The following is a 21,017-nucleotide window of genomic DNA, read 5'->3' as shown; positions in this document are numbered from 1 at the left end:
TTTGATCACGGTCATGCCTCAACGCCACGCCGCGTTTCACCTTCGCCTCAGCCGCCTCGCCTCCGCCCTGCTCCCCGCGCTCGCCGCGGCGAGCCAGGGCCATGCCGCGCCGCTCCCACCTGTCGCCACCACGGCAGACGCCGCTGCCGCTCAAACGGGTGCGCCCGCGACCGTCGATCTGGACCAGATTCAGGTCACCGGCTTTCGCGCTGCCGCCACCGCCGCGGTCGACGCCAAACGCGAGAGCCAGGTGGTGCTGGACGCCGTGAGCGACGACGACATCGGCAGCCTCCCCGACCTGAGCATCGTCGAATCGGCGCGGCGCATCGTCGGCCTGTCCACCGTCGCCGGCATGGACCCGACCCGCAACCGCGACCTGTACGAACGGGTGACCATTCGTGGCCTGGACCCGAAGTACAACCTCATCACCATCGACGGCGTGCCGATGGCCAGCAGCGAGATCGACGTGCGCGGCGCGCGCCTGGACCAGTTGCCCTCGCCGATGGTCTCGCGCATCGAGGCGATCAAAACCCTGACCCCGCAGTACGACCCGCACGGCCTCGGCGGCCAGGTGAACCTGGTCACCCGCAGCGCCTTCGACAAACCCGACGGCTTCGTCGTGGTCAATGCGGGGCTGGGCCACAGCTCCAGCGCCGGTGCCTTTGTGCAGGACGATCGTCCGCTGCAGAAGGCCAACGCCACCGCGTCGAAGGTGTTCGGCGAACGCGGCCAGTGGGGCGTGGTGGTCTCGCTGGACTGGCAGAAGCTCTGGTCGACCTCGCACAGCCAGTTGCCGGGCGACAGCGCCGGTGCCGGCTGGGTGTACTACACCCCCTCGGGGACGGCGACGCCGTTCGCCAACCTGTCGCGCGACGGCGTGCTGTACCCGGTGCGCCCGCAGGGCTACTGGTTCGACGATGCGCGCAGCCGCAAGGGCATCAATGCCAAGCTGGAGTACCTGTTCGCCAATGGCGGGGAGATCTCGCTGTTCGGCGGCCATTACCAGGCCGTCGATGCGGAACTGCGCGCAGAGCAACTGGCCATCCCCAGCACCCCGCCGCGCTACGTGGATGCGCAGCACGGCAGCTACGGGGCCGCGCAGTTCCAGCAAGGCATCGTCTGGCAGCCGCAGACCCGCGACACCGACATCGTCACCCTCAAGGGCGCCTTCCGCCCCACCGAAGACGTGAGTTGGGACGCCACCGCGTCGTGGTCGCGCGCCACTAGCGCACTGCAGCGGGACATGTACAAGTGGGCGTCGGACGTGCGCCCCGGTTCCACCACGACGCTGAACGCCACCGACTACCGGTTCGACTACGCCCTCGACGGCGGCAAGGTGCTGGCCACCTTCCCCGACCCGCGCCGCGCCACCGACCCGTCGTCCTACGATCTGCTGTACCTGCGCAACATCACCCGGGATTCGGCATCGACCGTCCGCTACGTCGCCGCCAACGTGGCGCTCAACGCCGACCCCGAAGACCAGGGCTTCGGCGCGCGCGCCGGCGCCTCGTACACCGACAGCAAGGTCGGCAACGACCAGTCCTACCAGGAATGGTTCGCCACGAACGCCGCGGCGCAGACCGCGATCGGCGGCCTTCCCGGCTACACCTATCCCACCACCTGGCCCAGCGACTTCATCGGTGGCGTGCCGTTCTACGTCGTCGACCCGGCCAAGGGCACGGCGCTGATCGCCAACCACCCCGAGTGGCTGGCCCAATCCAATCGGGTCGCGGACAACTACACCAGCGACTTCGACGACAAGGAAGCGGTGACCGGCGTGTATGCCGAAAGCGTATTCCGCTCGGAGCGCTTCTACGCCCTCGCCGGCGTGCGCTACGACGACACCAGGGTGGACGTCACCACCTGGCAGATCCCCAACCCGGCGGCGCCTTCCGCGTATGCGCCGGCGCTGCGCAAGGGCGGCTATGCGTACCTGCTGCCTTCGGCACTGGCGACCTGGAAGATCGACGACGACGCGCGCCTGACTGCCGCCGTCAGCAAGACCATCGGCCGTCCCGACTACGCCCAGTACGCGGCCACCACCTCGTTCGCCGTCACCAGCAGCGGCGGCCTGGCGATCAGCCGCGGCAATCCCGCGCTCGAGCCGCGCCAGTCCGTCAACCTGGATCTGTCCTACGAGTGGTTCATGGACGATGGCGGACTGTTCTCGGCGGCGGTGTTCCAGAAGCGGATCCGCAACGAGATCTTCACCGCGGTGCGCAGCCTGGGCCCGACGGCCTACAACGGCGTGGTGTACGACGATGTCAGCGAGAGCACGCCGCTGAATTCCGGTCGCGGCAAGGTGCGCGGTCTCGAACTGAACTACGTCTCCGGCGAACTCGCCTTTCTGCCGGACGCGCTGCGCGGACTGGGCGTGAGCAGCAACCTGACCCTGCTCGACGGCAGCTTCGACATTCCCGCCAGTTCGGCAGCAGTCGCGGCCGGCGCTCCCGCCAGCCGACGCAGCAGCGGACTGGTGCAGCAACCGGACTACATCGCCAACGCCACCGTGTTCTACCGACGCGGCGGCTTCGAGGCGCGCGCCTCCTGGAACCGCATCGGCGAAGCCTTGCAACTGGTCAGCAGCGACACGCCGGAGCGCGATCTCTACGCCCAGCCGCGCAGCCAGCTCGACCTGCAGCTCAGCTACGCGATCAACCCGGCCTGGGACGTGATGCTGCAGGCGCAGAACATCACCCGCGCGCCCTTTGTCGTGCGCCAGGGACCGGGGCAGGCGCTGGTCAACAACTACTTCCCGGTCGGCTCGACGCTCTGGCTGAGCTTCAGCTGGCATCCCAATGGAGGCAGCAAGTGATGCGACCGATGCAGTTGCAGGGCCATCGCCGCGACAGTCGGCCGCAACACCTCTGGCGTCGCCCGCTCATCGCCGCAGTGTGCGCCGGACTGGCGCTGGGGTCCGCGCACGCAGCGAACGCGGACGATGTCGCCGTCGTACTGAAGCTGGTCAAGGCCGACGGGCATGCATCTGCAAAGATCGCCTTCGACGCAACGTCATGCCGTCCCTGCACGCCGATCCACATCGACGGCTACAACGCCGACAACGCCAAGGAAACGGTGGTCGCCCTCCGGGTTCCGCGCATGCGCACGCTGGAACTGACGTTCTCCGGCGACCCCGACGCGATCGAACGTGTGCGGGTGGAGGACGGCGACGTGCCGTTCCATTACGCGCAAGGCCGCTGGGTGGTGCAACTGGCACCTCTGGACCGCGACGCGATCACCGCGGCCGAATACTCGATGCACATCGTCGAGCCGGGCATGGTGCTGCGACTCGAACATGCCGACCCCGCACGCCGCGCCGGAGCCTACCGCAGCGGCGCCTTCCCTGTTCGCCAGCGCCGCGCCGCGGACACTCTGGAGTTCGCGCAACGTGAGGTGGTGCGGCGCCTGGGGTTGGGCGAGCAAGCCGTGCGAGAAGGCCTCGGCACGATCCAGATCATGGGCTTCGACACCAACGATCCGCACGGGCATCGGGACGACCCGCCGCATATCCACATGCACCTGCGCTGGCCACAGGACACCGGCACCCAGATCGGCCATCTCTACCTGGACGACCGTGGCCTGCTGGTCAACAACCGCATGGGCATCAAGGGCATCGAACGCCCGCCGCGCGATTACGGCAAAGGCGAAACCGCCACCACCATCGCACCGGATGGACGGCCGCTGTATGCGCACACCATCACCGCCGAGGGCTGGTTGCAACTGGGTCGCCCGGGCCAGGCGCCGTGCCTGATCCAACCGCTCGGCGATGGTGGCTTCGACACCGGTGCGCGCATCGCCTGCCCGGGTCTGGCCGCGATCCCGCTCACCGTGCGCGACGATCTGACCACCGGCACGGTCACCGTGCATACCGGCGACATCGAGGAGATCTACCGCTACGACACCGACACCGGCGCACTGACCTCGCCGCAGGACGTCCCGCTTCCGGCGCCGTCGGTGGACACCACGCGACGCGCAACGGCGCGCTGAGTCGGAGGTGCGCACAGGCGTGCGCGCGCCGGACGCCGCGCATGCCCTGAAACGGATCCGGACGCGAACGACGCCGTTCGACCAACGGACGGCCTTGCCGTTGATGAAGGAGCGTCGAATTTCCTGGAAAAGGAACGGCTCTGCCGCATCGGGATCGCCACGTGCTGCACGTCCTGCAGGGCGTGGGGATCCGAGTGTCGGCGGCACCGCCATCGCACTGCGGATGACGCACGGCAACACTGGCAGTGCCGTGCCAGCCGCAAGGCCCAACGATGCATGGGTGAGGAAGCGGCACGGCGGTATTCGACTGCGATGGAAAGATCGGCAACGAGCAAGCGCTCAGGCATCGGCCAACCCCAATTTGGTCGATGACGTGGGAGTTGCCGGAGATCTGCGGCAACCGCGCCGCGGAGTGTCGTGACATGCATGCAACCGGGCCACATGCATCGGCGAAACCACGCCATCTCACCGCTCAGCGTTGGTTAGACAAGACAATGAGAGAAAGGCGTCATGACCACCCTGATCCTCGCCCGCCATGGGCACGTCGACTGGATTGCGCCCGAGCGGTTCCGCGGGCGTGCGGAACTGTCGCTATCGAAGCTCGGCGAACTGCAGGCCGCGGCGCTGGCGGCACGCGTCGCGCAAAGCTGGGCACCGGACGCGATCTACACCAGCCCACTGTCGCGGTGCATCCGAACCGGCGATGCGATCGCGCAGGCAACCGGTGTGCCGGCCAAAATCCTGCACGACCTGTCCGACATCGACTACGGCCAATGGCAGGGGCTGACGCACGAAGAGGTGGCTGTGCGCTGGCCCGATCTCGCACGGACCTGGTTTGCGACGCCGGATCTCGCCGTGATTCCAGGAGGCGAAACGCTGGCGGACGTGCTGGTTCGCGCAATGAAGGTGCTGCACACGATCCTGCACGATCACAGCGGCCAGACCGTCGTCCTGGTTGGCCACGACAGCATCAATCGGGTCATCCTCCTGCAATGCCTCGGGCTGCCGCTGGCGCGCTACTGGCGCATCAAGCAGGAGCCGTGCTGCGTAAATGAAATCGCGATCGAAGCAGACGACTTCACCCTGCATCGCCTCAACGAGACCCATCACACGCTCGGGCTTCGCGTTTAGCGTTGTCGAGTGCAGCGCGCGCGACGCTGTCGAAAGAAGCAGGGGCAGAACTGCAGGCAATGCGCAAAGGCCGATACAGTCGGCGACAGCCGCCAAGCTCAGTCGCGGTTTGGGCACAAGCCGGGCACGACGAACGAGATTTATGTGTGTAAGCGCAAGGGCGCGAAGACCACCCTCAGCGCTGATTGCGGAACTGTCCGGAGATTGCGGAGCGCGCAAATTAGCGAAGACGCGTGCAGGACATGGAGCGGGCGATGGGAATCGAACCCACGTCAGTAGCTTGGGAAGCTACAGCTCTACCATTGAGCTACGCCCGCGTTGCCGGTGCAGTCTATGCGCTGGGCCGGGGGTTGCGCAAGAAATCGGCGCGATGCGGGCTGCAGTGCGCGGACGAAAGCGACACGGCCCGGCAGGTGCCGTGGAAATGCAGAAGGGCTTCAGTCCCGACGGCTCGGACTCCGAGGCGTCGGGGCTGAAGCCCCTCCCACAACAGGCACTGCTGCCTTTGTACATCCCTCGCCCTACCCTGCCCGGCACGCAGCCTGGCAAGGCGGGCAAACCCGGGCGGTGCTTAGAAGCTGCCGCCGAAGTTCACGAACAGCGAGGTGTCGTGCGCGCGCGACTGGCCCGTGGTGGTGGCGATGCCGACGTTGCTCTCGAAGCCCCACAGCTTGGTCCGTGCGCCCAGCACCACCGACGCGTAGTTGCGGTCGAAGTCGATGCCCGGCACCGCGTACTCGCCCAGGTCGGACATGGTCTGCAGCCACGCGGTGGCTTCCTGGTTCTTCTTGAACTCGTGGTCGTAGGTGGCCTGCAGGTACGGCTTCACCGTGCCGGCATCGATGCTGGCCTTCCAGCCGATGCGGCCGACCATCGACTCGACGTCGCGGTCGCTGTAGCCCAGCGCGCTGGAGTTCGGGTTGCTCTCGGTGTAGCCGTCGAGCTTGACCTTCTGCCAGATCGCCGCGGCCACCGGGCCGTGCTTGAAGCTGCCTTCGCCGAACTCGTAGCCGCCCTGCAGCGCCGCGGTCAGGTTGCTGCCGTCCGGCGAGCCCTTGTGCTCGATGGTGGCCGGGCCGAGGTTGACCTTGCGGGTGACGTCGTAGCTCAGCCAGGTGTAGCTGACCTGGGCGTTGACCCAGGCATGCTCGCCGTACCAGCCGGCGAAGCCGCCGAGGGTGCTGTCGTCCTGGGTGTAGTCGCCGCCGCGGTTGCCGAAGTCGGCATCGGTGCGACCGAAGCCGCCGAAGCCGCCGAACACCCACTCGCCGCGCGACCAGTCCACGCCGAACAGGCCGGCCGGGGCCATGCCGTCGTACAGGTCGCCGTGCTGGTAGCGCTGCATGTCGCCGCGCAGGTTGCCCCACCAGCGCACGCCGTCCGATTCCGGGCGGCCATCGACGTGCCAGGCGACCTGATCGGCGCGCGAGCGGCCGACCATCTGCGCCGAGTGCGTCAGGATCTGCTGGGTGCGCGGGCCTTCCAGGATCGACAGCGCGTACTGCGCCAGCAGTTCGTGGGTGCGGCCGGTCGGGTGCACGCCGTCGGCAAACACATAGGTGTCGGCGGCATCGGCGCTGACGTAGCTGGTCGGGTTGCAGGTCAGCGACTGCGCGGTGACCTGCGGCTGGCAGGCGGTGCCGGTGACGTTGGTGAAGCCGTAGGTGCCCGGGTTGGCCACCACTTCCTGCAGCAGGTGGAAGGTATCGACCGGGATCACCCGCAGCCCGGCGCTCTTGAGGCCGGAGAACAGCGCGTTGTTGTAGGCGGTGGCCAGCGCGGTGCCCTGCGCCATCGCCACGGCGCCGCCGGCGCGGAAGCGCGGGGTGATGCCGACGTCGGGCAGGTTGTTGACCATGACATAGCGCGCGCCGGCGTTCTGCAGGCTGGCGACGATGCCCACTTCGGCGGTCACCGCATTGCCGATGGTGGTCTGCACCGGCGCGCCGCCGGCGATGGCGAACAGGTCGTTGGCGCCGCCCCACACCGAGTACAGCGCATTCGGGTCGGCCTTGCCGCCGTTGGCGGCCAGGTAGTTGCTGGCCTGGGTGGCCAGCGACGGCGCCACGCCCAGCGCGCTCGGGTTGGCCACGCCGACGCGGGCGTTGCCGGCGGCATAGTCGTCGCCGATCTGGCCGTTGCCGTTGGCGGCGGCGTTGGTACCGTAGTACTCGGCCACGTACTGCGCCCAGACGAAGTCCGGGTTGGTGGTGAACTGGCCGGTCACCGCACGTACCGAGGCCGGCAGCAGCGGCCGGTAGTAGCCGGCGTCGGTCAGGCTGTCGCCGAAGAACACGGTGCGGCTGTAGGTGGACTGCGCGAACGCAGGCGCGGCGGCGAGCACGATCGCGGCGGCGAGCAGCGAACGGAGCGGACGGATGGACGAAGTCATGGAAGCCCTCCCGGGCAGAAATGGAACACGAGAAATGCAACGAAACGGGGGAGCGGCCGCGCCATACGTTGCCGCATGGCCGACATGATTTCACCTCTGCCGACACGCTCACGTTGCACTGCCGCAAGATCGCGACTCGCGCGCCTAGGGCGCGCATTGCACAATGATGGCATGAACATCGAATTGAACGGCAGACAATGCACGCTGGCGCCGGCCACCACCGTGGCCGCGCTGCTGCAGGCCGAAGGACTGGGGCAGCGGCGGGTGGCGGTCGAGGTCAACGGCGAGATCGTGCCGCGCGGCGCGCACGCCGCGCACGAACTGCACGCCGGCGACCGGGTCGAGATCGTGCACGCGCTGGGCGGCGGCTGAATCGCGCCGCCGCGCGTCCCGGTGCGGACTCGGCAGGGCCGGTGCGATGGGCGATAATCCGCCGATGAACGCTCCCGCCCCCCACGATGCGCTGGTGATCGCCGGCAAACCCTACCGTTCGCGCCTGCTCACCGGCACCGGCAAGTTCGCCGATCTCGAACAGACCCGCCTGGCCACCGAGGCCGCCGCCGCGCAGATCGTCACCGTGGCGATCCGCCGCAGCAACATCGGCCAGAACCCGGGCGAGCCCAACCTGCTCGACGTGCTGCCGCCTGAGCAGTACACCATCCTGCCCAACACCGCCGGCTGCTACACCGCCGAGGATGCGGTGCGCACCTGCCGGCTGGCGCGCGAACTGCTCGACGGCCACAACCTGACCAAGCTGGAAGTGCTGGGCGACCAGCGCACCCTGTTCCCGGACGTGGTGCAGACCCTCAAGGCCGCCGAAATCCTGGTCGCCGACGGCTTCGAGGTGATGGTCTATACCAGCGACGACCCGATCCTGGCCAAGCGCCTGGAAGAGATCGGCTGCGTGGCGGTGATGCCGCTGGCCGCGCCGATCGGCTCCGGGCTGGGCATCCAGAACCGCTACAACCTGCTGGAGATCATCGACAACGCCAAGGTGCCGATCATCGTCGATGCCGGCGTCGGCACCGCCTCGGACGCGGCGATCGCGATGGAACTGGGCTGCGACGGCGTGCTGATGAACACCGCCATCGCCGGTGCGCGCAATCCGGTGCTGATGGCCAGCGCCATGCGCAAGGCGGTGGAAGCCGGCCGCGAGGCGTTCCTGGCCGGGCGCATCCCGCGCAAGCGCTACGCCAGCGCCTCCTCGCCGGTCGACGGACTGATCGGGTGAGGCCGCAGGCATGACCGATCCGTTCTCCAGCGCCGGCGCCAAGACCCCGCCGAAACCCTTCACCGTCGAGGAAGGGCACCGCCAGGTGCGCAGCTTCGTGCTGCGCCAGGGCCGCTTCACCCCGGCCCAACAGCGCGCGTTCGATGCGCTGTGGCCGCGCTTCGGCCTGGACTACAGCGGCCAGCCGCGCGATCTGGACGCCACCTTCGGCCGCAACGCGCCCAAGGTGCTGGAGATCGGCTTCGGCAACGGCGCCGCGTTGCGCCATGCCGCGCAGCACGATCCGAGCCGCGACTATATCGGCATCGAAGTGCACGCGCCCGGCGTGGGCCGCCTGCTCAACGCGCTGGCCGAGGACGGTGCCGACCACGTGCGCCTGTACCACCACGATGCGGTGGAGGTGCTGCAGCACGAGATCGCCGACGGCAGCCTGGACGAGGTGCGCATCTACTTCCCCGATCCCTGGCACAAGAAGCGCCACAACAAGCGGCGCCTGCTGCAGCCGGCGTTCGCCGCGCTGCTGGTGCGCAAGCTGCGCGACGGCGGCCGCCTGCACTGCGCCACCGACTGGGCCGACTACGCCGAGCAGATGTGGGACGTGCTCGACGCCACCCCCGGCCTGGTCAACCGCGCCGGCCCGCGCGGCCACGTACCGCGTCCGGACTGGCGCCCGCAGACCCACTTCGAGACCCGCGGCCAGAATCTGGGCCATGGGGTGTGGGATTTGCTGTACGACAAGCCGGGATTGGGGAGTCGGGATTAGGGATGAGGAGCGAATCCGCCACCTTCCGGACACAATGCCTCTGCGGCACGCCATTAGCGCGGCCGGCCCCGATTCGCGCTGTCAGCTAATCCCGAATCCCCAATCCCCAATCCCGGCCCCCAATGGACACCGCGCTGACGCTGACCACCGATATGAAGCTCGTGCTCGGGCTGGTCGGCTTCACCATGGCGATGTTCGTGTTCGAGCGGATCCGCGCCGACGTGGTGGCGCTGGTGGTGCTGGTGGTGCTCGGGGTGACCGGGTTGATCGCGCCGGAGGAGCTGTTCAGCGGCTTCTCCGGTAATGCGGTGATGAGCATCATCGCCACCACCATCCTCGGCGCCGGGCTGGAGCGCACCGGCGCGCTGAACCGGCTGGCGTCGTGGCTGCTGCGCCGCGCGCGCGGGGTCGAGGAACGGCTGATGCTGCTGACCACCGCCATCGCCGGGCTCAATTCCTCGTTCATGCAGAACCCCTCGGTGATGGCGCTGTACCTGCCGGTGGCCTCGCGCCTGGTCGGACGCACCGGCCTGACCCTGCAGCGGCTGCTGCTGCCGATCGCCGCGGCCATCGTGATGGGCGGCGCGCTGACCATGGTCGGCAACTCGCCGCTGATCCTGCTCAACGACCTGCTGCAGTCGGCCAACAACAACCTGCCCTCGGGCATGGCCACCATCGAGCCGCTGCGCATGTTCGCGCCGCTGCCGATCGGCATGGCGCTGCTGCTGGCCTCGCTGATCTACTTCCGCGTGCGCGGCGACAAGGCATTGGCCGAAGAAGAGCGGCTGATCAACGACGGCGTCACCCCGGCGCGCACCGAGAGCTATTTCGCCCGCACCTACGGCATCGAGGGCGATGTGTTCGAACTGATCGTCAGCGCCGACAGCCCGCTGGTCGGCATGACCCTGGGCGAGGCCGAGACCGTGCACAACGCGCCGCTGCTGCTGGCCCTGAAGACCGGCAACGACACCCGCCTGGCGCCGCCGGCGGACATGCGCATCTGGGTCGGCAGCGTGCTCGGGGTGATGGGCGCGCGCCAGCAGGTGGCCGATTTCGCGCAGAACCAGTTCCTGCGCCTGTCCTCGCGCCTGCGCAACCTCGGCGACCTGTTCAACCCCAGCCGCGCCGGCATCTCCGAGGCGGTGATCCCGCCGACCTCGCGCTTCATCGGCAAGAGCGCGGCCGAACTGCGCCTGCGCAAGCAGGCCGGGATCAGCCTGCTGGCGATCAACCGCGACAAGCAGGTGATCCGCGAGGACGTGCGCAAGGTGCCGCTGCGCGCCGGCGACATGCTGGTGTTCCACAGCATCTGGCAGGACCTGGCGCAGGCCTCGGAAAGCCGCGACTTCGTGGTGGTCACCGACTACCCCAAGGGCGAGCACCGTCCGCACAAGTTCAAGATCGCAATGACGATCTTCGCCCTGACCATCCTGATCGCGCTCACCTCCAAGCTGCCGGTGGCGCTGACCCTGATGACCGGCGTGGCCGGCATGCTGCTGACCGGTGTGCTGCGCATGGACGAGGCTTACGCCTCGATCAACTGGAAGACCGTGTTCCTGATGGCCGGGCTGATCCCGCTGGGCTGGGCGATGGACAGCAGCGGCGCGGCGGCCTGGGTCGCCGGCCACACCATCGCGCGCTTGCCCGAGGGCATTCCGGTGTGGGCGCTGGAGATCGCACTGGGCCTGCTGACCACCGCGTTCTCGCTGGTGATCAGCCATGTGGGCGCGACCATCGTGATGGTGCCGATCGCGGTCAACCTGGCGCTGGCGGCCGGCGGCAACCCCACCGCGTTCGCGCTGATCGTGGCGCTGTCGGCGTCCAACAACCTGATGACCGCGTCCAATCCGGTGATCTCGATGATCACCGGCCCGGCCAACTACCAGCCGCGCGAACTGTGGCGCGTCGGCGGCCCGCTGTCGCTGGTCTATACCCTGGTGGTGGTGCTGATGGTCAACCTGATGTCGATGGGCTGGTGGCACGCGCTGTAGCGCGCCACACCGCAAGCGCGCTTGCTGCGCGCTAGACCAGCACCACCTGCCCGGCCCGCACGTCCACCGGCACCGCGTGCAGGCTCTGGCCGCGGCACGGGCCGGACACGCACAGGCCGTCCTGCAGCTCGAACGCGGCGCCATGCGCGGCGCACACCACATGACCCTCGCGGCTCTTCAGGAACTGTCCCGGCGCCCAGTCCAGGCGGCGCCCGGCGTGCGGGCACACGTTCAACCACGCACGCACGCTGTCGCCCTCGCGGTACAGCAGCAGCGACTCGGACTCGCCGCCGAGCAGCGCCTCGGCCTCGGCCAGTTCGCCGGGGACGAGGTCGTGCAGCGACGCCAGCACGGCGGAAGACTCGGTCATGACGGACGAACAGGCAGCGATGGGGCCGCAATTTTGGCACGGACCTGCCTTGCCCGCCCCTGCGTGATGCTTCACTCCGCGAGGACATGCAAGCGGTTGAACGCAAAGTGTTAATTTTTCGCTTAACGAAGTTTTCACTCCGTCACATAAAACAGCGTCGATACTGCACCCCATCGGTTCAAACTGAAACAGAGTTCTGCCATGCGTGCTTCCGTCTTCAATTTCGACCAATTCCGGCATGTCTTCGCGCCGCGCAAGCCGCGCCATCCGCTGGTCAAGCTGGCAGTGGGCCTGCTCGGCCTGGCGATCCTGGCCGGGCTGGTGTTCGTCAGCGTGTTCGTGGGCGCGGCGATGATCCTGGGCGGCATCGCCATGAAGCTGCTGAGCCAGCGCGGCAAGCGCCCGGCCACCGCACGCCGCCATGTCGTCGATGGCGAGTACCGGGTGGTGCGCAAACCGGCCTTGCCGCTGTAAAGCCGGGAATGGGGAATCGGGATTGGGGATTCGCAAGAGCGGACTCCGCACTCCTGTTGGAATTGGGTTGAACCCGACGCGTTAAACTGCGGCATCCCCTCTCGTTGGATGCACGCCCATGAAAGACCTGTTCGCCGCTGCCGAGGCTCCGCGCGTTCCCGTGCGCGGCCAGGGCCTGTTCCCGGTGCATCGCATCTACTGCGTGGGCCGCAACTTTGCCGACCACGCGCGCGAGATGGGCGCCAGTGCGCCCGCCTCGAAGGCCGAGCGCGGCCAGCCGACCTTCTTCATGAAACCGGCCGATGCGCTGGTGATCGGCGACGAGGCCATTCCCTACCCGTCCGCGACCCAGGACCTGCACCACGAGGTGGAACTGGTGGTGGCGCTGGGCCAGGACGCGCCCGCGGGCGTGCTGCCGGTGGAAGGCGCCGAGGCACTGATCCTGGCCTATGGCGTGGGCCTGGACCTGACCCGTCGCGACCTGCAGGCCGCGGCCAAGGCCAAGGGCCTGCCGTGGGACATCGCCAAGGGCTTCGATGCCTCGGCGCCGATCAGCGAGCTGGTCCCGGCTGGCGAGGTCGGTGCGCTGGAGGCGTTGAACCTGTCGCTGGAAGTCAACGGCGAGGTGCGCCAGCAGTCGCTGCTGGAGCAGATGATCTGGAACGTGCCGGAGATCCTGCACGAACTGTCCAAGCTGTTCGCGCTGCGCGCCGGCGACCTGGTGTTCATGGGCACGCCGGCCGGCGTGGCCGCGCTGCGCCCGGGCGACCGCTTCAGCGCGCGCCTGGAGAACGTGGCCGAGCGTCACGGTCGCATCGTCGGCTGAGCGGGCGCGCCGCTCGCGCGGCATGCGCACGGCTGTGATCCGACCACCACAGCGACTGCGCTAGGCTAGCGCCGCGGCGACAGGCCCGCACTGACAAGAAGAGGAGTTCCGATGAGCATGATCCGCGAATTCAAGGAATTCGCCATGCGCGGCAACGTGCTGGACCTGGCGGTCGGCGTGGTGCTCGGCGCCGCGTTCGGCAAGATCGTCACCGCGCTGGTGGAGAAGATCATCATGCCGCCGATCGGAATGCTCGCGGGCGGCGTGGACTTCTCGCGCTGGGCATGGACGCTGAAGGCGGCCACGGTGGACGCGGCGGGCAAGCCGGTACCGGCCGTGGTGATCGGCATCGGCGATTTCCTCAACACCATCATCCAGTTCGTGATCGTGGCCTTCGCCATCTTCATGCTGGTCAAGGCGATCAACCGCATCGCACGCAAGGAACCGCCGGCGCCGAAGGCACCGACCGAGGAAGTGCTGCTGCTGCGCGAGATCCGCGATTCGCTCAAGCACGACGCGCGTCCCGAATAAGCGCAGCGTCGCGCGGCCTGCACCCTGCAGGCCGCGCGGTGCATCGTGGTGAGGCACTGCTAAGCTGGCCGTTCCTGTGTTCGCGGAATCCGCCATGCGCCGTCTCGCCCTCGTCATCGCTGCCGTCCTCGGCCTGTCCTCCACTGCCGCCATGGCCGCCGACGCCACGCGTATTCCGGAGGCGGCGCTGCGCGACGCGGCGACCTTGCGCGAGCAGGCACTGGCCGACGATACCGGCTGGAAGGTCGTGGAATCGCTGACCACCGAAATCGGCCCGCGCATGGCCGGCAGCGAAGCCGATGCGCGTGCGGTGGCCTGGGCCACCGCCAAGTTCAAGGCGCTGGGCTTCGACAAGGTCTGGACCGAGCCGGTGACGTTTCCGAAATGGGAACGCCGCAGCGAACACGCGCAGGTGCTCGGCGCGCACGCGCAACCGCTGACCATCACCGCGCTGGGCGGCAGCCCGGGCGGCACGGTCGAAGCCGAGGTGGTGCGTTTCGCCGACCTGGCCGCATTGCAGGCGGCGCCGGCCGACGCACTGCGCGGCAAGATCGCCTTCGTCGATTACCAGATGCTGCGCACCCGCGACGGCAAGGACTACGGCAACGGCGGCGCGGTACGCAGCAAGGGGCCGTCGGAAGCGATCCGCAAGGGCGCCATCGGCTTCGTGATGCGCTCGGCCGGCACCGATTCGCACCGCGTGCCGCATACCGGCATCACCCGCTTCGATGAGGGGCTGACGCCGGTGCCGGCGGCAGCGCTCTCTGTGCCCGACGCCAACCAGCTGACGCGCCTGCTCGCGCGCGGCCCGGTGCGCCTGCGCCTGGCGCTGGACTGCGGCTGGGATGGCACCGCCACCTCCTACAACGTGATCGGGCAGATCACCGGGCGCACGCTGCCCGACGAGGTGGTGCTGATCGGCGGGCACATGGATTCGTGGGACCTGGGCACCGGCGCGATCGACGATGGTGCCGGCGTGGCCATCAGCATGGCCGCCGGGCATCTGATCGGCCAGCTCAAGCAGGCACCCAAGCGCAGCATCCGCGTGATCGCCTTCGCCAACGAGGAGCAGGGCCTGTACGGCGGCAAGGCCTACGCGCAGGCGCATGCGCAGGACGTGGCGCGGCACCAGATCGCCGCCGAGAGCGACTTCGGCGCCGGCCGCATCTACGCCTTCAATACCGGCTCGGGCGACGACGCCGGCTCGCGTGAGGCGACCCGGCAGATCGCCGAGGCGCTGGCGCCGCTCGGCATCGCCTATGCGCCGGAGGCCGGCGGCCCGGGCCCGGATGTCGGTCCGCTCGCGGCCAAGGGCGGCGCCTGGGCCTGGCTGGCGCAGGACGGCAGCGACTACTTCGATCTGCATCACACCGCCGACGACACCCTGGACAAGATCGACCCGAAGGCGCTGGCGCAGAACGTCGCTGCATACGCGGTGTTCGCGTATCTGGCCGCGCAGGCCGACGGTGGTTTCGGCAGCCAGGCCAAGACAGTGGAACCGCCCAGGGAGTAAAGTGCGTTGGCCCTGCGCAGGATGCGCGCGCGGGCGTTCCCTTCGCAGCAGCGCCAGGACCTTTGATGGGCATACGGCAACGTCGCGCGGGCTCAGCGGTGACGTTGCTGGATGTGGCCCGCCATGCGGGCGTGTCGCCGATGACTGCTTCGCGCGTGATCAACCGCCACCCGCGCGTGAGCGCGACCATGCGCGAGCGCGTCGAAGCGTCGATCCAGGCGCTGGGCTACCGCCCCAACCTCGCCGGCCGTTCGCTGCGCACCGCAGGACTGGCACGCATCGGCGTGCTGTACAGCAATCCCAGCGCGGCCTACCTCAACCAGTTCATGCTCGGCGTGCTCGAGCAAAGCAGCCTGGAAGGCTGCCAGGTGCTGGTGGAAAAGAGCGACGACAGCGACAGCCAACGCGCCGCCACCGAACGCCTGCTCGATGCCGGTGCCGATGGCCTGATCCTGCCGCCGCCGCTGTGCGATGCGCGGCACACCATCGCCGAACTCGACGCGCGCGGCATCCCGTTGGTGGCGGTGGCCACCGGCGCACCGATGCCCGGGGTCAGCTCGGTGCGCATCGACGACTACCAGGCCGCGTGCGCGCTCACCCAGCACCTGCTCGACCTGGGCCACCGCGACATCGGCTTCGTCAGCGGCGATCCCGGCCACACGCCCAGCGCGCTGCGCAGCCGCGCGTTCTTCGACACCATGGCCCGGGCCGGGCTGACGGTGGCACCCGAGCGCGTGGCCGAAGGCATGTTCACCTACCGCTCCGGCCTGCTCGCGGCCACCGCGCTGCTGCAGGTCACCCCGCGCCCCAGCGCGATCCTGTGCAGCAACGACGACATGGCGGCGGCGGCGCTGGCGATCGCGCACGGGCTGCGCCTGCGCGTACCCGAGGATCTGTCGATCGCCGGGTTCGACGACACGCCGGTGGCGACCACGATCTGGCCGGAGCTGACCACCATCCACCAGCCGGTCGCGGCGATGGGCGGGGCGGCGGTGGCGCTGCTGCTCGGCGAGATCCGCCAGCGCCGCGACGGCCTGGCCAGCCGCGGCACCCACCAGATACTCGACTACACCCTGGTCACGCGCGGCTCCACCGCGTCGCCCGCACCGCGCTGATCGTCGTCACGGCGCGACAGGCAATGCCTCACGCGCGCGCATGCCGGACCACCTCGACCTGGGCCACGCCGAGCAGGCCGGTCAACGGCACCGCGGCGCACCGCTGCTGCGGGTCCGCGACCAGGTCCTGCCCGCGCAGCAGATCCAGCAGCCGCTCCGCCAGTGGCATGACCATGTGTCGTCCCCAGCAACGCTCGGCCGCGTGCCCGAACGGCAGATAGCCCGGCAGCGCATCCGGGTCCAGGCCATCCCAGCGTTTGGGGCGGAACACGTCCGGCTCCTCCCACAATGCCGGATCGCGATGACTGAGCAAGGGCAGCACCAGCACGTCGTCGGCAGCGCCGATGCGCGGGTCCAGCGCGCCGTATTCCGGCGAGGCATTGCGCAGGATGTTCCAGGACGGCGGCAGCAGGCGCAGGGTTTCGTAGAGGATGTTGCGGTTGGACGCGTTGGCGTCGAACGGCGACCCCAGCCACAGCGCGTTGGCGACCAGAGTAGAAATGGTGAAGCACACCGGCGCGGCGGTGCGCCGGTACAGGCCCATGGCGTCGCGGCGCTCGCGGTAGCTGCCGGCCGCGGACAACAGGGTTGCCAGGGTCGAGGCATCGTCGCCTGGGGCCAGCGGTGCGAGCGCGCCGGCGGCGATCGCCGCCCAGGTCAGCCGCGGGGTCAGTTCCAGCGTGCGGTCCATCAGCAGGCGCAGCCGCCATGGATCGCCGCCGAGCAGCAGATCGCGCAGATAGACGTGGCCGACGTGCGGCCACGGGCCGGACAGGTCGAGCGTCGCGGGCACCGGACGCTTCAGCGCCTCGCGCACGTCGCGGCCGATCGCTTGCATCAACTTTGCCGCTTCGCTGCGCGCGATCGAACGGCCGTGCAGCGGCTTGAAGGTCGGCCGTTCGTGTTCGGTGGCCGGCCGCGCCGCGAGCAGGCGGTCGCTCAGCGCGGCGCCGGCGACGCCGATGGTGTCCGCGTCCAGGCGGAACGCGTCCTGCCCCAGATGCGTGCGCAGCAATGCCTGCAGACGCGGCGCGAACACGGTGGCGCGCGCATCGCGGTCGACCATGATGGCGGACATCCCGACTCTCCCGAAGCATCGGCGCCCGGCGAAGCGCATCCGCCGGACACCGGCCGCACGGCTCGCCGTGCGGCAAGACACGCAGCGCTCAGTACCAGATGTACCAGGCGTACGACTTCAGCGGCTTCTTCGACGACAGCAGGTGCTTGATGGAGAACAGCAGTTTCATGAGCGACATCTCCGCAGGAGTGACGATGACCCTTTCGGGGGAACTGCACGGTCGTGCTGATGCGCATCGCACGAGGCGCGGCCTCATGGATGCGCCTGCGCGACGCTACGCCGCCGACGCGCGCCCCGCAAACCCGAAACCGGCCGCCGCGCACACTATCGCGTAGCCAAATGCAGCGCGCGCTCAGGGCGTGACGCCGTGCTCAGCGCGTCACGTGGTCGTGCGGATGCCGGCTGCGCCAGGTCCCCAGCAACACCGCCGTGGCAGCGGCGACGTTGAGGCTTTCCACCGCGCCGCTGCCCGGGATGGACAGACGCAGGTCGCAGGCCTGCGCGAAGTCGCGGTCCATGCCGTCGCTCTCGGCGCCCATCACGTAGACCAGGCGTTGCGGCAAGGCGGTGGCGAACAGATCGTCGCCGCCAGCCACCAGCGTCGCCGCCAGGGCGAAGCCCGCGCCACGCAACTGCGCCTGGGCCTGCGCCGTGGGCGGCAGCCGTACCAGCGGCACCGCCTCGGCACCGCCCTCGGCCACGCGCGCGGCGGCACCGGACAGCGCCAGTGCGGCCTGCTCCGGCAACAGGATCGCGCCCACGCCGAAATGCGCCGCCGAGCGCAGGATCGCGCCGAAGTTGTGCGGATTGCCGACGCCATCCAGCCACAGCGCCATCGCCGGCCCCGGCGCCAATGTCTGCAGCCAGTCGGCCAAGGCCAGCGGCGCGACACGCAGCACGTCGGCGACCACGCCTTCGTGGTGGCTGCTGGCGGCGAGCTTGTGCAGATCGGCCTCGTCCACCACGCGGTAGCCGACGCGGTTGGCCACGCACCACTTCAACAGCGGCTGCAGCGCCGGGATCCGTGCCTCGCTCAGGTACAGCTTGCGGATCGCTTCCGGCCGCCGCGCGTACACCGCACGCACGGCGTTGAGGCCGTAGAGGCGCAGTTCGTTACGGGGCGCTGCGGCTGCCGTACCCTCACCCCCGGCCCCTCTCCCGGGGGGAGAGGGGGGATGCCCCCCGCGCGGGCGGTTGCCCCAGGGCGAGGTCATCGGCGCACGCCCGCGGCGCAAGCGCGCCAGGCCGGGGCGGCGCAGCGGGAACGAAGGGCATGACGCATGGGAATCTCCTGGAAAACGCGGGGGCGCTCGCCACGACGGCGCGCTGTGGGGATTTTCGCTCATCCGCGCGCCGTCGGCTGCCCCGACGTGCCAATCGCGGTGCCGGCACTTGTCTACGCTACGCCACGCAAAGCGCTACCCGTATTCCGGCAGGCACCGTGAAGCAGTTCGCCCTCGCCCGGCATCATGCAGGATTCGCGGCGACACATGCGCAAATCCGACAAGCGCGGCACGCGTATCGGGTCCATGGTCGCGGCTCCTTCCGCGACCACGCAGGCCTCCTCGACCACAGATTCCCGCGCCACTCGCTTCGCAGACGGGATGCCTGCGATCACCTGCGCCTGCCATGCGCGCGCAGCTCCGCGGCCTCCCGAGAACGCACTCCGCATTCTCACGACAAGGCGACTCCCATGCACTCCGACATCCGTCCGTTTTCCTCGTCCGCGCGCCGCCTGGGTGGCGCACTGCTGCTGTTGCTGCCCCTGCTCGGCCTGAGCGCCAGCGCACTGGCACAGACCGCCGCGCCCGACGCCCGGCTTGCGCGGGTCGGCGCCCTGCCCGCCACGCACAAGCCCGCCGACGTACCCGACGACTACGTGCAGACGCCCTTCGGTTACTTCGCACCGGCCTGCGTGCGCCAGGTCCAGCGCAGCGAGCGCGTGCTCGCCGACGGCCGCCTGCAGCATGCCGATGGCGTGCGCGAACAAGCCCAGGCCTGCGCCCAGGACAACTTCATGCCCAATGGCATCCGCGTCCATCCCGACGGACGCGGCCTGGATGGCAGGCAACTGCGCGGCAACGCCGCGCTGCGGGCATCGAGCGCACACGGCGCGGTGCCGCCGCCGATCACCCACGACTGGGTGCAATCGGCCATCGAGGTGACCGGCAACAAGATGGGCCGCATCGTCGCGCGCTGGACCGTGCCGCAGAACCCGACCAACGTGGCGCAGCAGACGGTGTACTTCTTCCCGGGGCTGCAGAGCGACGATCCGACGATCCTGCAACCGGTCCTAGGCTACCGCGGCTACAACAACAGCTGGGACCTGAGCAGTTGGAACTGCTGCCAGGACGGCATGGTGTGGCACAGCGACTTCATTGCGGCCAAGGCCGGCGACCAGATCGTCGGCGACACCTACGCGACCTGCAACAACGGCCTGCCCTGCTCGAACTGGAACGTGGACACGCGCAACGTCACCACCGGCCAGAGCGTGCGGCTCAGCACCACCTACAACATCAATTCGGCCAGGCACCTGGTGGTGGGCGGCGCGCTGGAGGTCTATGCAGTAGACAGCTGCGACCAGTATCCGCCGGACGGCAGCATCACCTTCGACGCGATCGGCGTGTACGACTACCGCATGCAGCAGGTGACGTCGCCGGCCTGGGCGTCGTACAGCGACAGTTCGGGCCTGGACGTGCAATGCAACTACGCGGTGGATACCACCGCGACCTCCGCAACCATTTCCTACTGAGGCCCAGAGCGGGCAACAAAACGGCTGCGAAGCCACCAGGCACGCGCGGACGGCGCTCGGAACTCGTGTACCACTTGCATACTGCGGTTCCTCCGCGCCATCGGCACCCACCAGGCGGCTGCTCGCGACATTTTGTCAGCCAGGCTTGGGCCTGCAGCGCGTCGCTCACCGCGAGCGACGCGCCGCTCAGGCCGCCGGCCAGGTCCGCGCGAACAGCCGCAGGTCGCGCGGCTGTCCGTCACGCAACGACAACTCGCGACGCGTGCCGATCTCGGCGAAGCCGCTCTTCTGCAGCACGCGCGCCGAAGCGGCGTTGTCCGGCAGCACCAGCGCTTCGATCCGCTGCAGGCGCAGCGCCGGCACCGCCCAGTCCAGGTAGGCGGCGACGATGCGGGTCATCCGGCCATGGCCCCAGTGCGCGCGGCCGAGCCAGTAACCAAGCTCGGCCTGGTCCGGCGCCGGCTGCGCCGCTGGGTGCAAGCCGATGCCGCCACAGGCCTCGCCGCCGATCTCGATCGCCAGCACCGGATCGTTCAGGTCGATCACCTGCCCGCCCAGGAAGGCCTCGCCATCGGCACGCGTGTAGGGATGCGGAAAGCGCCGACTGAGCCCGCGCGCCACCTCGCTGTCGTCGGCATGCCGGACCAGTGCGTCCAGGTCGCTGGGGCGCCAGCGCCGCAGCACGATGCCGTCCAGGTGCAGTTGCAGATCGCGCCAGGGGGCGGCAGCGGCGGTCTCGGACATCGGCGGCTCCTGCGGCAAGGGGCCCCGCAGCATAGCCGCCGGCCGCGGTCGCCGCGGCGTCGCAATCGTCTACGACTGAGGGTTTTACCCGACAGACCAGCGAAAGCCAGGCCCGGTAG

Annotated in this window: 18 protein-coding genes, 1 tRNA gene, 1 other RNA gene and 1 pseudogene; 14 read left to right on the top strand and 7 right to left on the bottom strand. The window is 69.1% G+C overall.

Annotated elements, in window-relative coordinates; genetic code table 11:
* Positions 1-13 precede the first annotated feature (13 nt).
* From GGR64_RS09530 to GGR64_RS09520, 3 genes are all read left to right on the top strand, one after another.
* The gene (locus tag GGR64_RS09530; RefSeq protein WP_184645451.1) at positions 14-2,815 is read left to right on the top strand and encodes a TonB-dependent receptor; all 2,802 of its coding nucleotides are present in this window, start codon (positions 14-16) and stop codon (positions 2,813-2,815) included.
* Complete coding sequence (locus tag GGR64_RS09525; RefSeq protein WP_184645449.1) at positions 2,812-3,987, top strand: hypothetical protein; 1,176 nt, start codon at positions 2,812-2,814, stop codon at positions 3,985-3,987. The genes GGR64_RS09530 and GGR64_RS09525 overlap by 4 nt, the downstream gene beginning before the upstream one ends.
* 510 nt (positions 3,988-4,497) lie before the next feature.
* The gene (locus tag GGR64_RS09520) at positions 4,498-5,118 is read left to right on the top strand and encodes a histidine phosphatase family protein (RefSeq protein WP_184645447.1); all 621 of its coding nucleotides are present in this window, start codon (positions 4,498-4,500) and stop codon (positions 5,116-5,118) included.
* A 243-nt stretch (positions 5,119-5,361) separates the two neighbouring features.
* Here GGR64_RS09520 and GGR64_RS09515 read toward each other — a convergent pair.
* Both GGR64_RS09515 and GGR64_RS09510 read right to left on the bottom strand, forming a co-directional pair.
* Positions 5,362-5,435, bottom strand: a tRNA-Gly gene (locus GGR64_RS09515).
* A gap of 254 nt (positions 5,436-5,689) precedes the next feature.
* A complete protein-coding gene (locus GGR64_RS09510; RefSeq protein WP_184645445.1) occupies positions 5,690-7,510 on the bottom strand; it encodes an autotransporter domain-containing protein in 1,821 nt (606 codons plus the stop codon).
* A gap of 171 nt (positions 7,511-7,681) precedes the next feature.
* Between GGR64_RS09510 and thiS the strand changes: the two genes are divergently transcribed.
* The 4 genes from thiS (at position 7,682) to GGR64_RS09490 (ending at position 11,495) form a co-directional block, all read left to right on the top strand.
* On the top strand, positions 7,682-7,882 hold the full coding sequence (gene thiS / locus GGR64_RS09505) for a sulfur carrier protein ThiS (protein WP_160947570.1): 201 nt from the start codon (positions 7,682-7,684) through the stop codon (positions 7,880-7,882).
* Between the two features lie 64 nt (positions 7,883-7,946).
* Positions 7,947-8,741, top strand: coding sequence for a thiazole synthase (locus GGR64_RS09500; RefSeq protein WP_017910410.1), 795 nt, complete (start codon positions 7,947-7,949; stop codon positions 8,739-8,741).
* A gap of 10 nt (positions 8,742-8,751) precedes the next feature.
* On the top strand, positions 8,752-9,504 hold the full coding sequence (trmB, locus tag GGR64_RS09495) for a tRNA (guanosine(46)-N7)-methyltransferase TrmB (RefSeq protein ID WP_160967657.1): 753 nt from the start codon (positions 8,752-8,754) through the stop codon (positions 9,502-9,504).
* A gap of 122 nt (positions 9,505-9,626) precedes the next feature.
* Positions 9,627-11,495: an SLC13 family permease gene (locus GGR64_RS09490; RefSeq protein ID WP_184447014.1), complete on the top strand. Its 1,869-nt coding sequence runs from the start codon at positions 9,627-9,629 to the stop codon at positions 11,493-11,495.
* 31 nt (positions 11,496-11,526) lie between these two features.
* On the opposite strand, the gene GGR64_RS09485 is transcribed toward GGR64_RS09490, so the two are convergent.
* Positions 11,527-11,865, bottom strand: coding sequence for a Rieske (2Fe-2S) protein (locus GGR64_RS09485; RefSeq protein ID WP_160967653.1), 339 nt, complete (start codon positions 11,863-11,865; stop codon positions 11,527-11,529).
* A 201-nt stretch (positions 11,866-12,066) separates the two neighbouring features.
* On the opposite strand from GGR64_RS09485, the gene GGR64_RS09480 reads away from it, so the two are divergent.
* The 5 genes from GGR64_RS09480 (at position 12,067) to GGR64_RS09460 (ending at position 16,324) form a co-directional block, all read left to right on the top strand.
* Complete coding sequence (locus GGR64_RS09480) at positions 12,067-12,339, top strand: hypothetical protein (protein WP_160967651.1); 273 nt, start codon at positions 12,067-12,069, stop codon at positions 12,337-12,339.
* A gap of 118 nt (positions 12,340-12,457) precedes the next feature.
* Positions 12,458-13,165, top strand: coding sequence for a fumarylacetoacetate hydrolase family protein (locus tag GGR64_RS09475; protein ID WP_184645443.1), 708 nt, complete (start codon positions 12,458-12,460; stop codon positions 13,163-13,165).
* A 111-nt stretch (positions 13,166-13,276) separates the two neighbouring features.
* Positions 13,277-13,696 carry a large-conductance mechanosensitive channel protein MscL gene (gene mscL / locus GGR64_RS09470; protein ID WP_160967647.1) on the top strand — a complete coding sequence of 140 codons (420 nt, stop codon included), beginning with the start codon at positions 13,277-13,279 and terminating at the stop codon, positions 13,694-13,696.
* A 94-nt stretch (positions 13,697-13,790) separates the two neighbouring features.
* A complete protein-coding gene (locus tag GGR64_RS09465; RefSeq protein ID WP_184645441.1) occupies positions 13,791-15,209 on the top strand; it encodes a M28 family peptidase in 1,419 nt (472 codons plus the stop codon).
* Between the two features lie 62 nt (positions 15,210-15,271).
* Complete coding sequence (locus tag GGR64_RS09460; protein WP_184645439.1) at positions 15,272-16,324, top strand: LacI family DNA-binding transcriptional regulator; 1,053 nt, start codon at positions 15,272-15,274, stop codon at positions 16,322-16,324.
* A 232-nt stretch (positions 16,325-16,556) separates the two neighbouring features.
* Here GGR64_RS09460 and GGR64_RS21025 read toward each other — a convergent pair.
* The 3 genes and pseudogenes from GGR64_RS21025 to GGR64_RS09450 all read right to left on the bottom strand — a co-directional run.
* A pseudogene (locus tag GGR64_RS21025) lies at positions 16,557-16,868 on the bottom strand (cytochrome P450); the annotation flags it as partial.
* A gap of 622 nt (positions 16,869-17,490) precedes the next feature.
* On the bottom strand, positions 17,491-17,580 hold the full coding sequence (locus tag GGR64_RS20705) for a tryptorubin family RiPP precursor (protein ID WP_017911958.1): 90 nt from the start codon (positions 17,578-17,580) through the stop codon (positions 17,491-17,493).
* 193 nt (positions 17,581-17,773) lie between these two features.
* Positions 17,774-18,616 (bottom strand): TrmH family RNA methyltransferase, encoded by an 843-nt coding sequence (locus tag GGR64_RS09450; protein ID WP_184447020.1) that lies wholly within the window; start codon positions 18,614-18,616, stop codon positions 17,774-17,776.
* A gap of 479 nt (positions 18,617-19,095) precedes the next feature.
* Here GGR64_RS09450 and GGR64_RS09445 point away from each other — a divergent pair, with 479 nt between their 5' ends.
* On the top strand, positions 19,096-20,154 hold the full coding sequence (locus tag GGR64_RS09445; protein ID WP_160967637.1) for a hypothetical protein: 1,059 nt from the start codon (positions 19,096-19,098) through the stop codon (positions 20,152-20,154).
* A 65-nt stretch (positions 20,155-20,219) separates the two neighbouring features.
* Positions 20,220-20,295, top strand: a non-coding RNA gene (locus GGR64_RS09440) — sX9 sRNA.
* A gap of 45 nt (positions 20,296-20,340) precedes the next feature.
* Here GGR64_RS09440 and GGR64_RS09435 read toward each other — a convergent pair.
* Complete coding sequence (locus GGR64_RS09435; protein WP_160967635.1) at positions 20,341-20,898, bottom strand: GNAT family protein; 558 nt, start codon at positions 20,896-20,898, stop codon at positions 20,341-20,343.
* Positions 20,899-21,017 lie beyond the last annotated feature (119 nt).

The sequence above is a fragment of the Xanthomonas sp. 3307 genome (assembly GCF_014199735.1).
In the GTDB taxonomy this organism is placed as follows: Bacteria; Pseudomonadota; Gammaproteobacteria; order Xanthomonadales; family Xanthomonadaceae; genus Xanthomonas_A; species Xanthomonas_A rydalmerensis.
This window is presented reverse-complemented; position numbering and strand designations above follow the sequence as displayed.

What these genes read in the sequence shown, in the direction of transcription:
- GGR64_RS09530 (WP_184645451.1), top strand. Translation starts at nt 14, where the DNA reads ATGCCTCAACGCCACGCCGCGTTTCACCTTCGCCTCAGCCGCCTCGCC.
- GGR64_RS09520 (WP_184645447.1), top strand. Translation starts at nt 4,498, where the DNA reads ATGACCACCCTGATCCTCGCCCGCCATGGGCACGTCGACTGGATTGCG.
- GGR64_RS09510 (WP_184645445.1), bottom strand. Translation starts at nt 7,510, where the DNA reads ATGACTTCGTCCATCCGTCCGCTCCGTTCGCTGCTCGCCGCCGCGATC.
- thiS (WP_160947570.1), top strand. Translation starts at nt 7,682, where the DNA reads ATGAACATCGAATTGAACGGCAGACAATGCACGCTGGCGCCGGCCACC.
- GGR64_RS09500 (WP_017910410.1), top strand. Translation starts at nt 7,947, where the DNA reads ATGAACGCTCCCGCCCCCCACGATGCGCTGGTGATCGCCGGCAAACCC.
- trmB (WP_160967657.1), top strand. Translation starts at nt 8,752, where the DNA reads ATGACCGATCCGTTCTCCAGCGCCGGCGCCAAGACCCCGCCGAAACCC.
- GGR64_RS09490 (WP_184447014.1), top strand. Translation starts at nt 9,627, where the DNA reads ATGGACACCGCGCTGACGCTGACCACCGATATGAAGCTCGTGCTCGGG.
- GGR64_RS09485 (WP_160967653.1), bottom strand. Translation starts at nt 11,865, where the DNA reads ATGACCGAGTCTTCCGCCGTGCTGGCGTCGCTGCACGACCTCGTCCCC.
- GGR64_RS09480 (WP_160967651.1), top strand. Translation starts at nt 12,067, where the DNA reads ATGCGTGCTTCCGTCTTCAATTTCGACCAATTCCGGCATGTCTTCGCG.
- GGR64_RS09475 (WP_184645443.1), top strand. Translation starts at nt 12,458, where the DNA reads ATGAAAGACCTGTTCGCCGCTGCCGAGGCTCCGCGCGTTCCCGTGCGC.
- mscL (WP_160967647.1), top strand. Translation starts at nt 13,277, where the DNA reads ATGAGCATGATCCGCGAATTCAAGGAATTCGCCATGCGCGGCAACGTG.
- GGR64_RS09465 (WP_184645441.1), top strand. Translation starts at nt 13,791, where the DNA reads ATGCGCCGTCTCGCCCTCGTCATCGCTGCCGTCCTCGGCCTGTCCTCC.
- GGR64_RS20705 (WP_017911958.1), bottom strand. Translation starts at nt 17,580, where the DNA reads ATGTCGCTCATGAAACTGCTGTTCTCCATCAAGCACCTGCTGTCGTCG.
- GGR64_RS09450 (WP_184447020.1), bottom strand. Translation starts at nt 18,616, where the DNA reads ATGACCTCGCCCTGGGGCAACCGCCCGCGCGGGGGGCATCCCCCCTCT.
- GGR64_RS09445 (WP_160967637.1), top strand. Translation starts at nt 19,096, where the DNA reads ATGCACTCCGACATCCGTCCGTTTTCCTCGTCCGCGCGCCGCCTGGGT.
- GGR64_RS09435 (WP_160967635.1), bottom strand. Translation starts at nt 20,898, where the DNA reads ATGTCCGAGACCGCCGCTGCCGCCCCCTGGCGCGATCTGCAACTGCAC.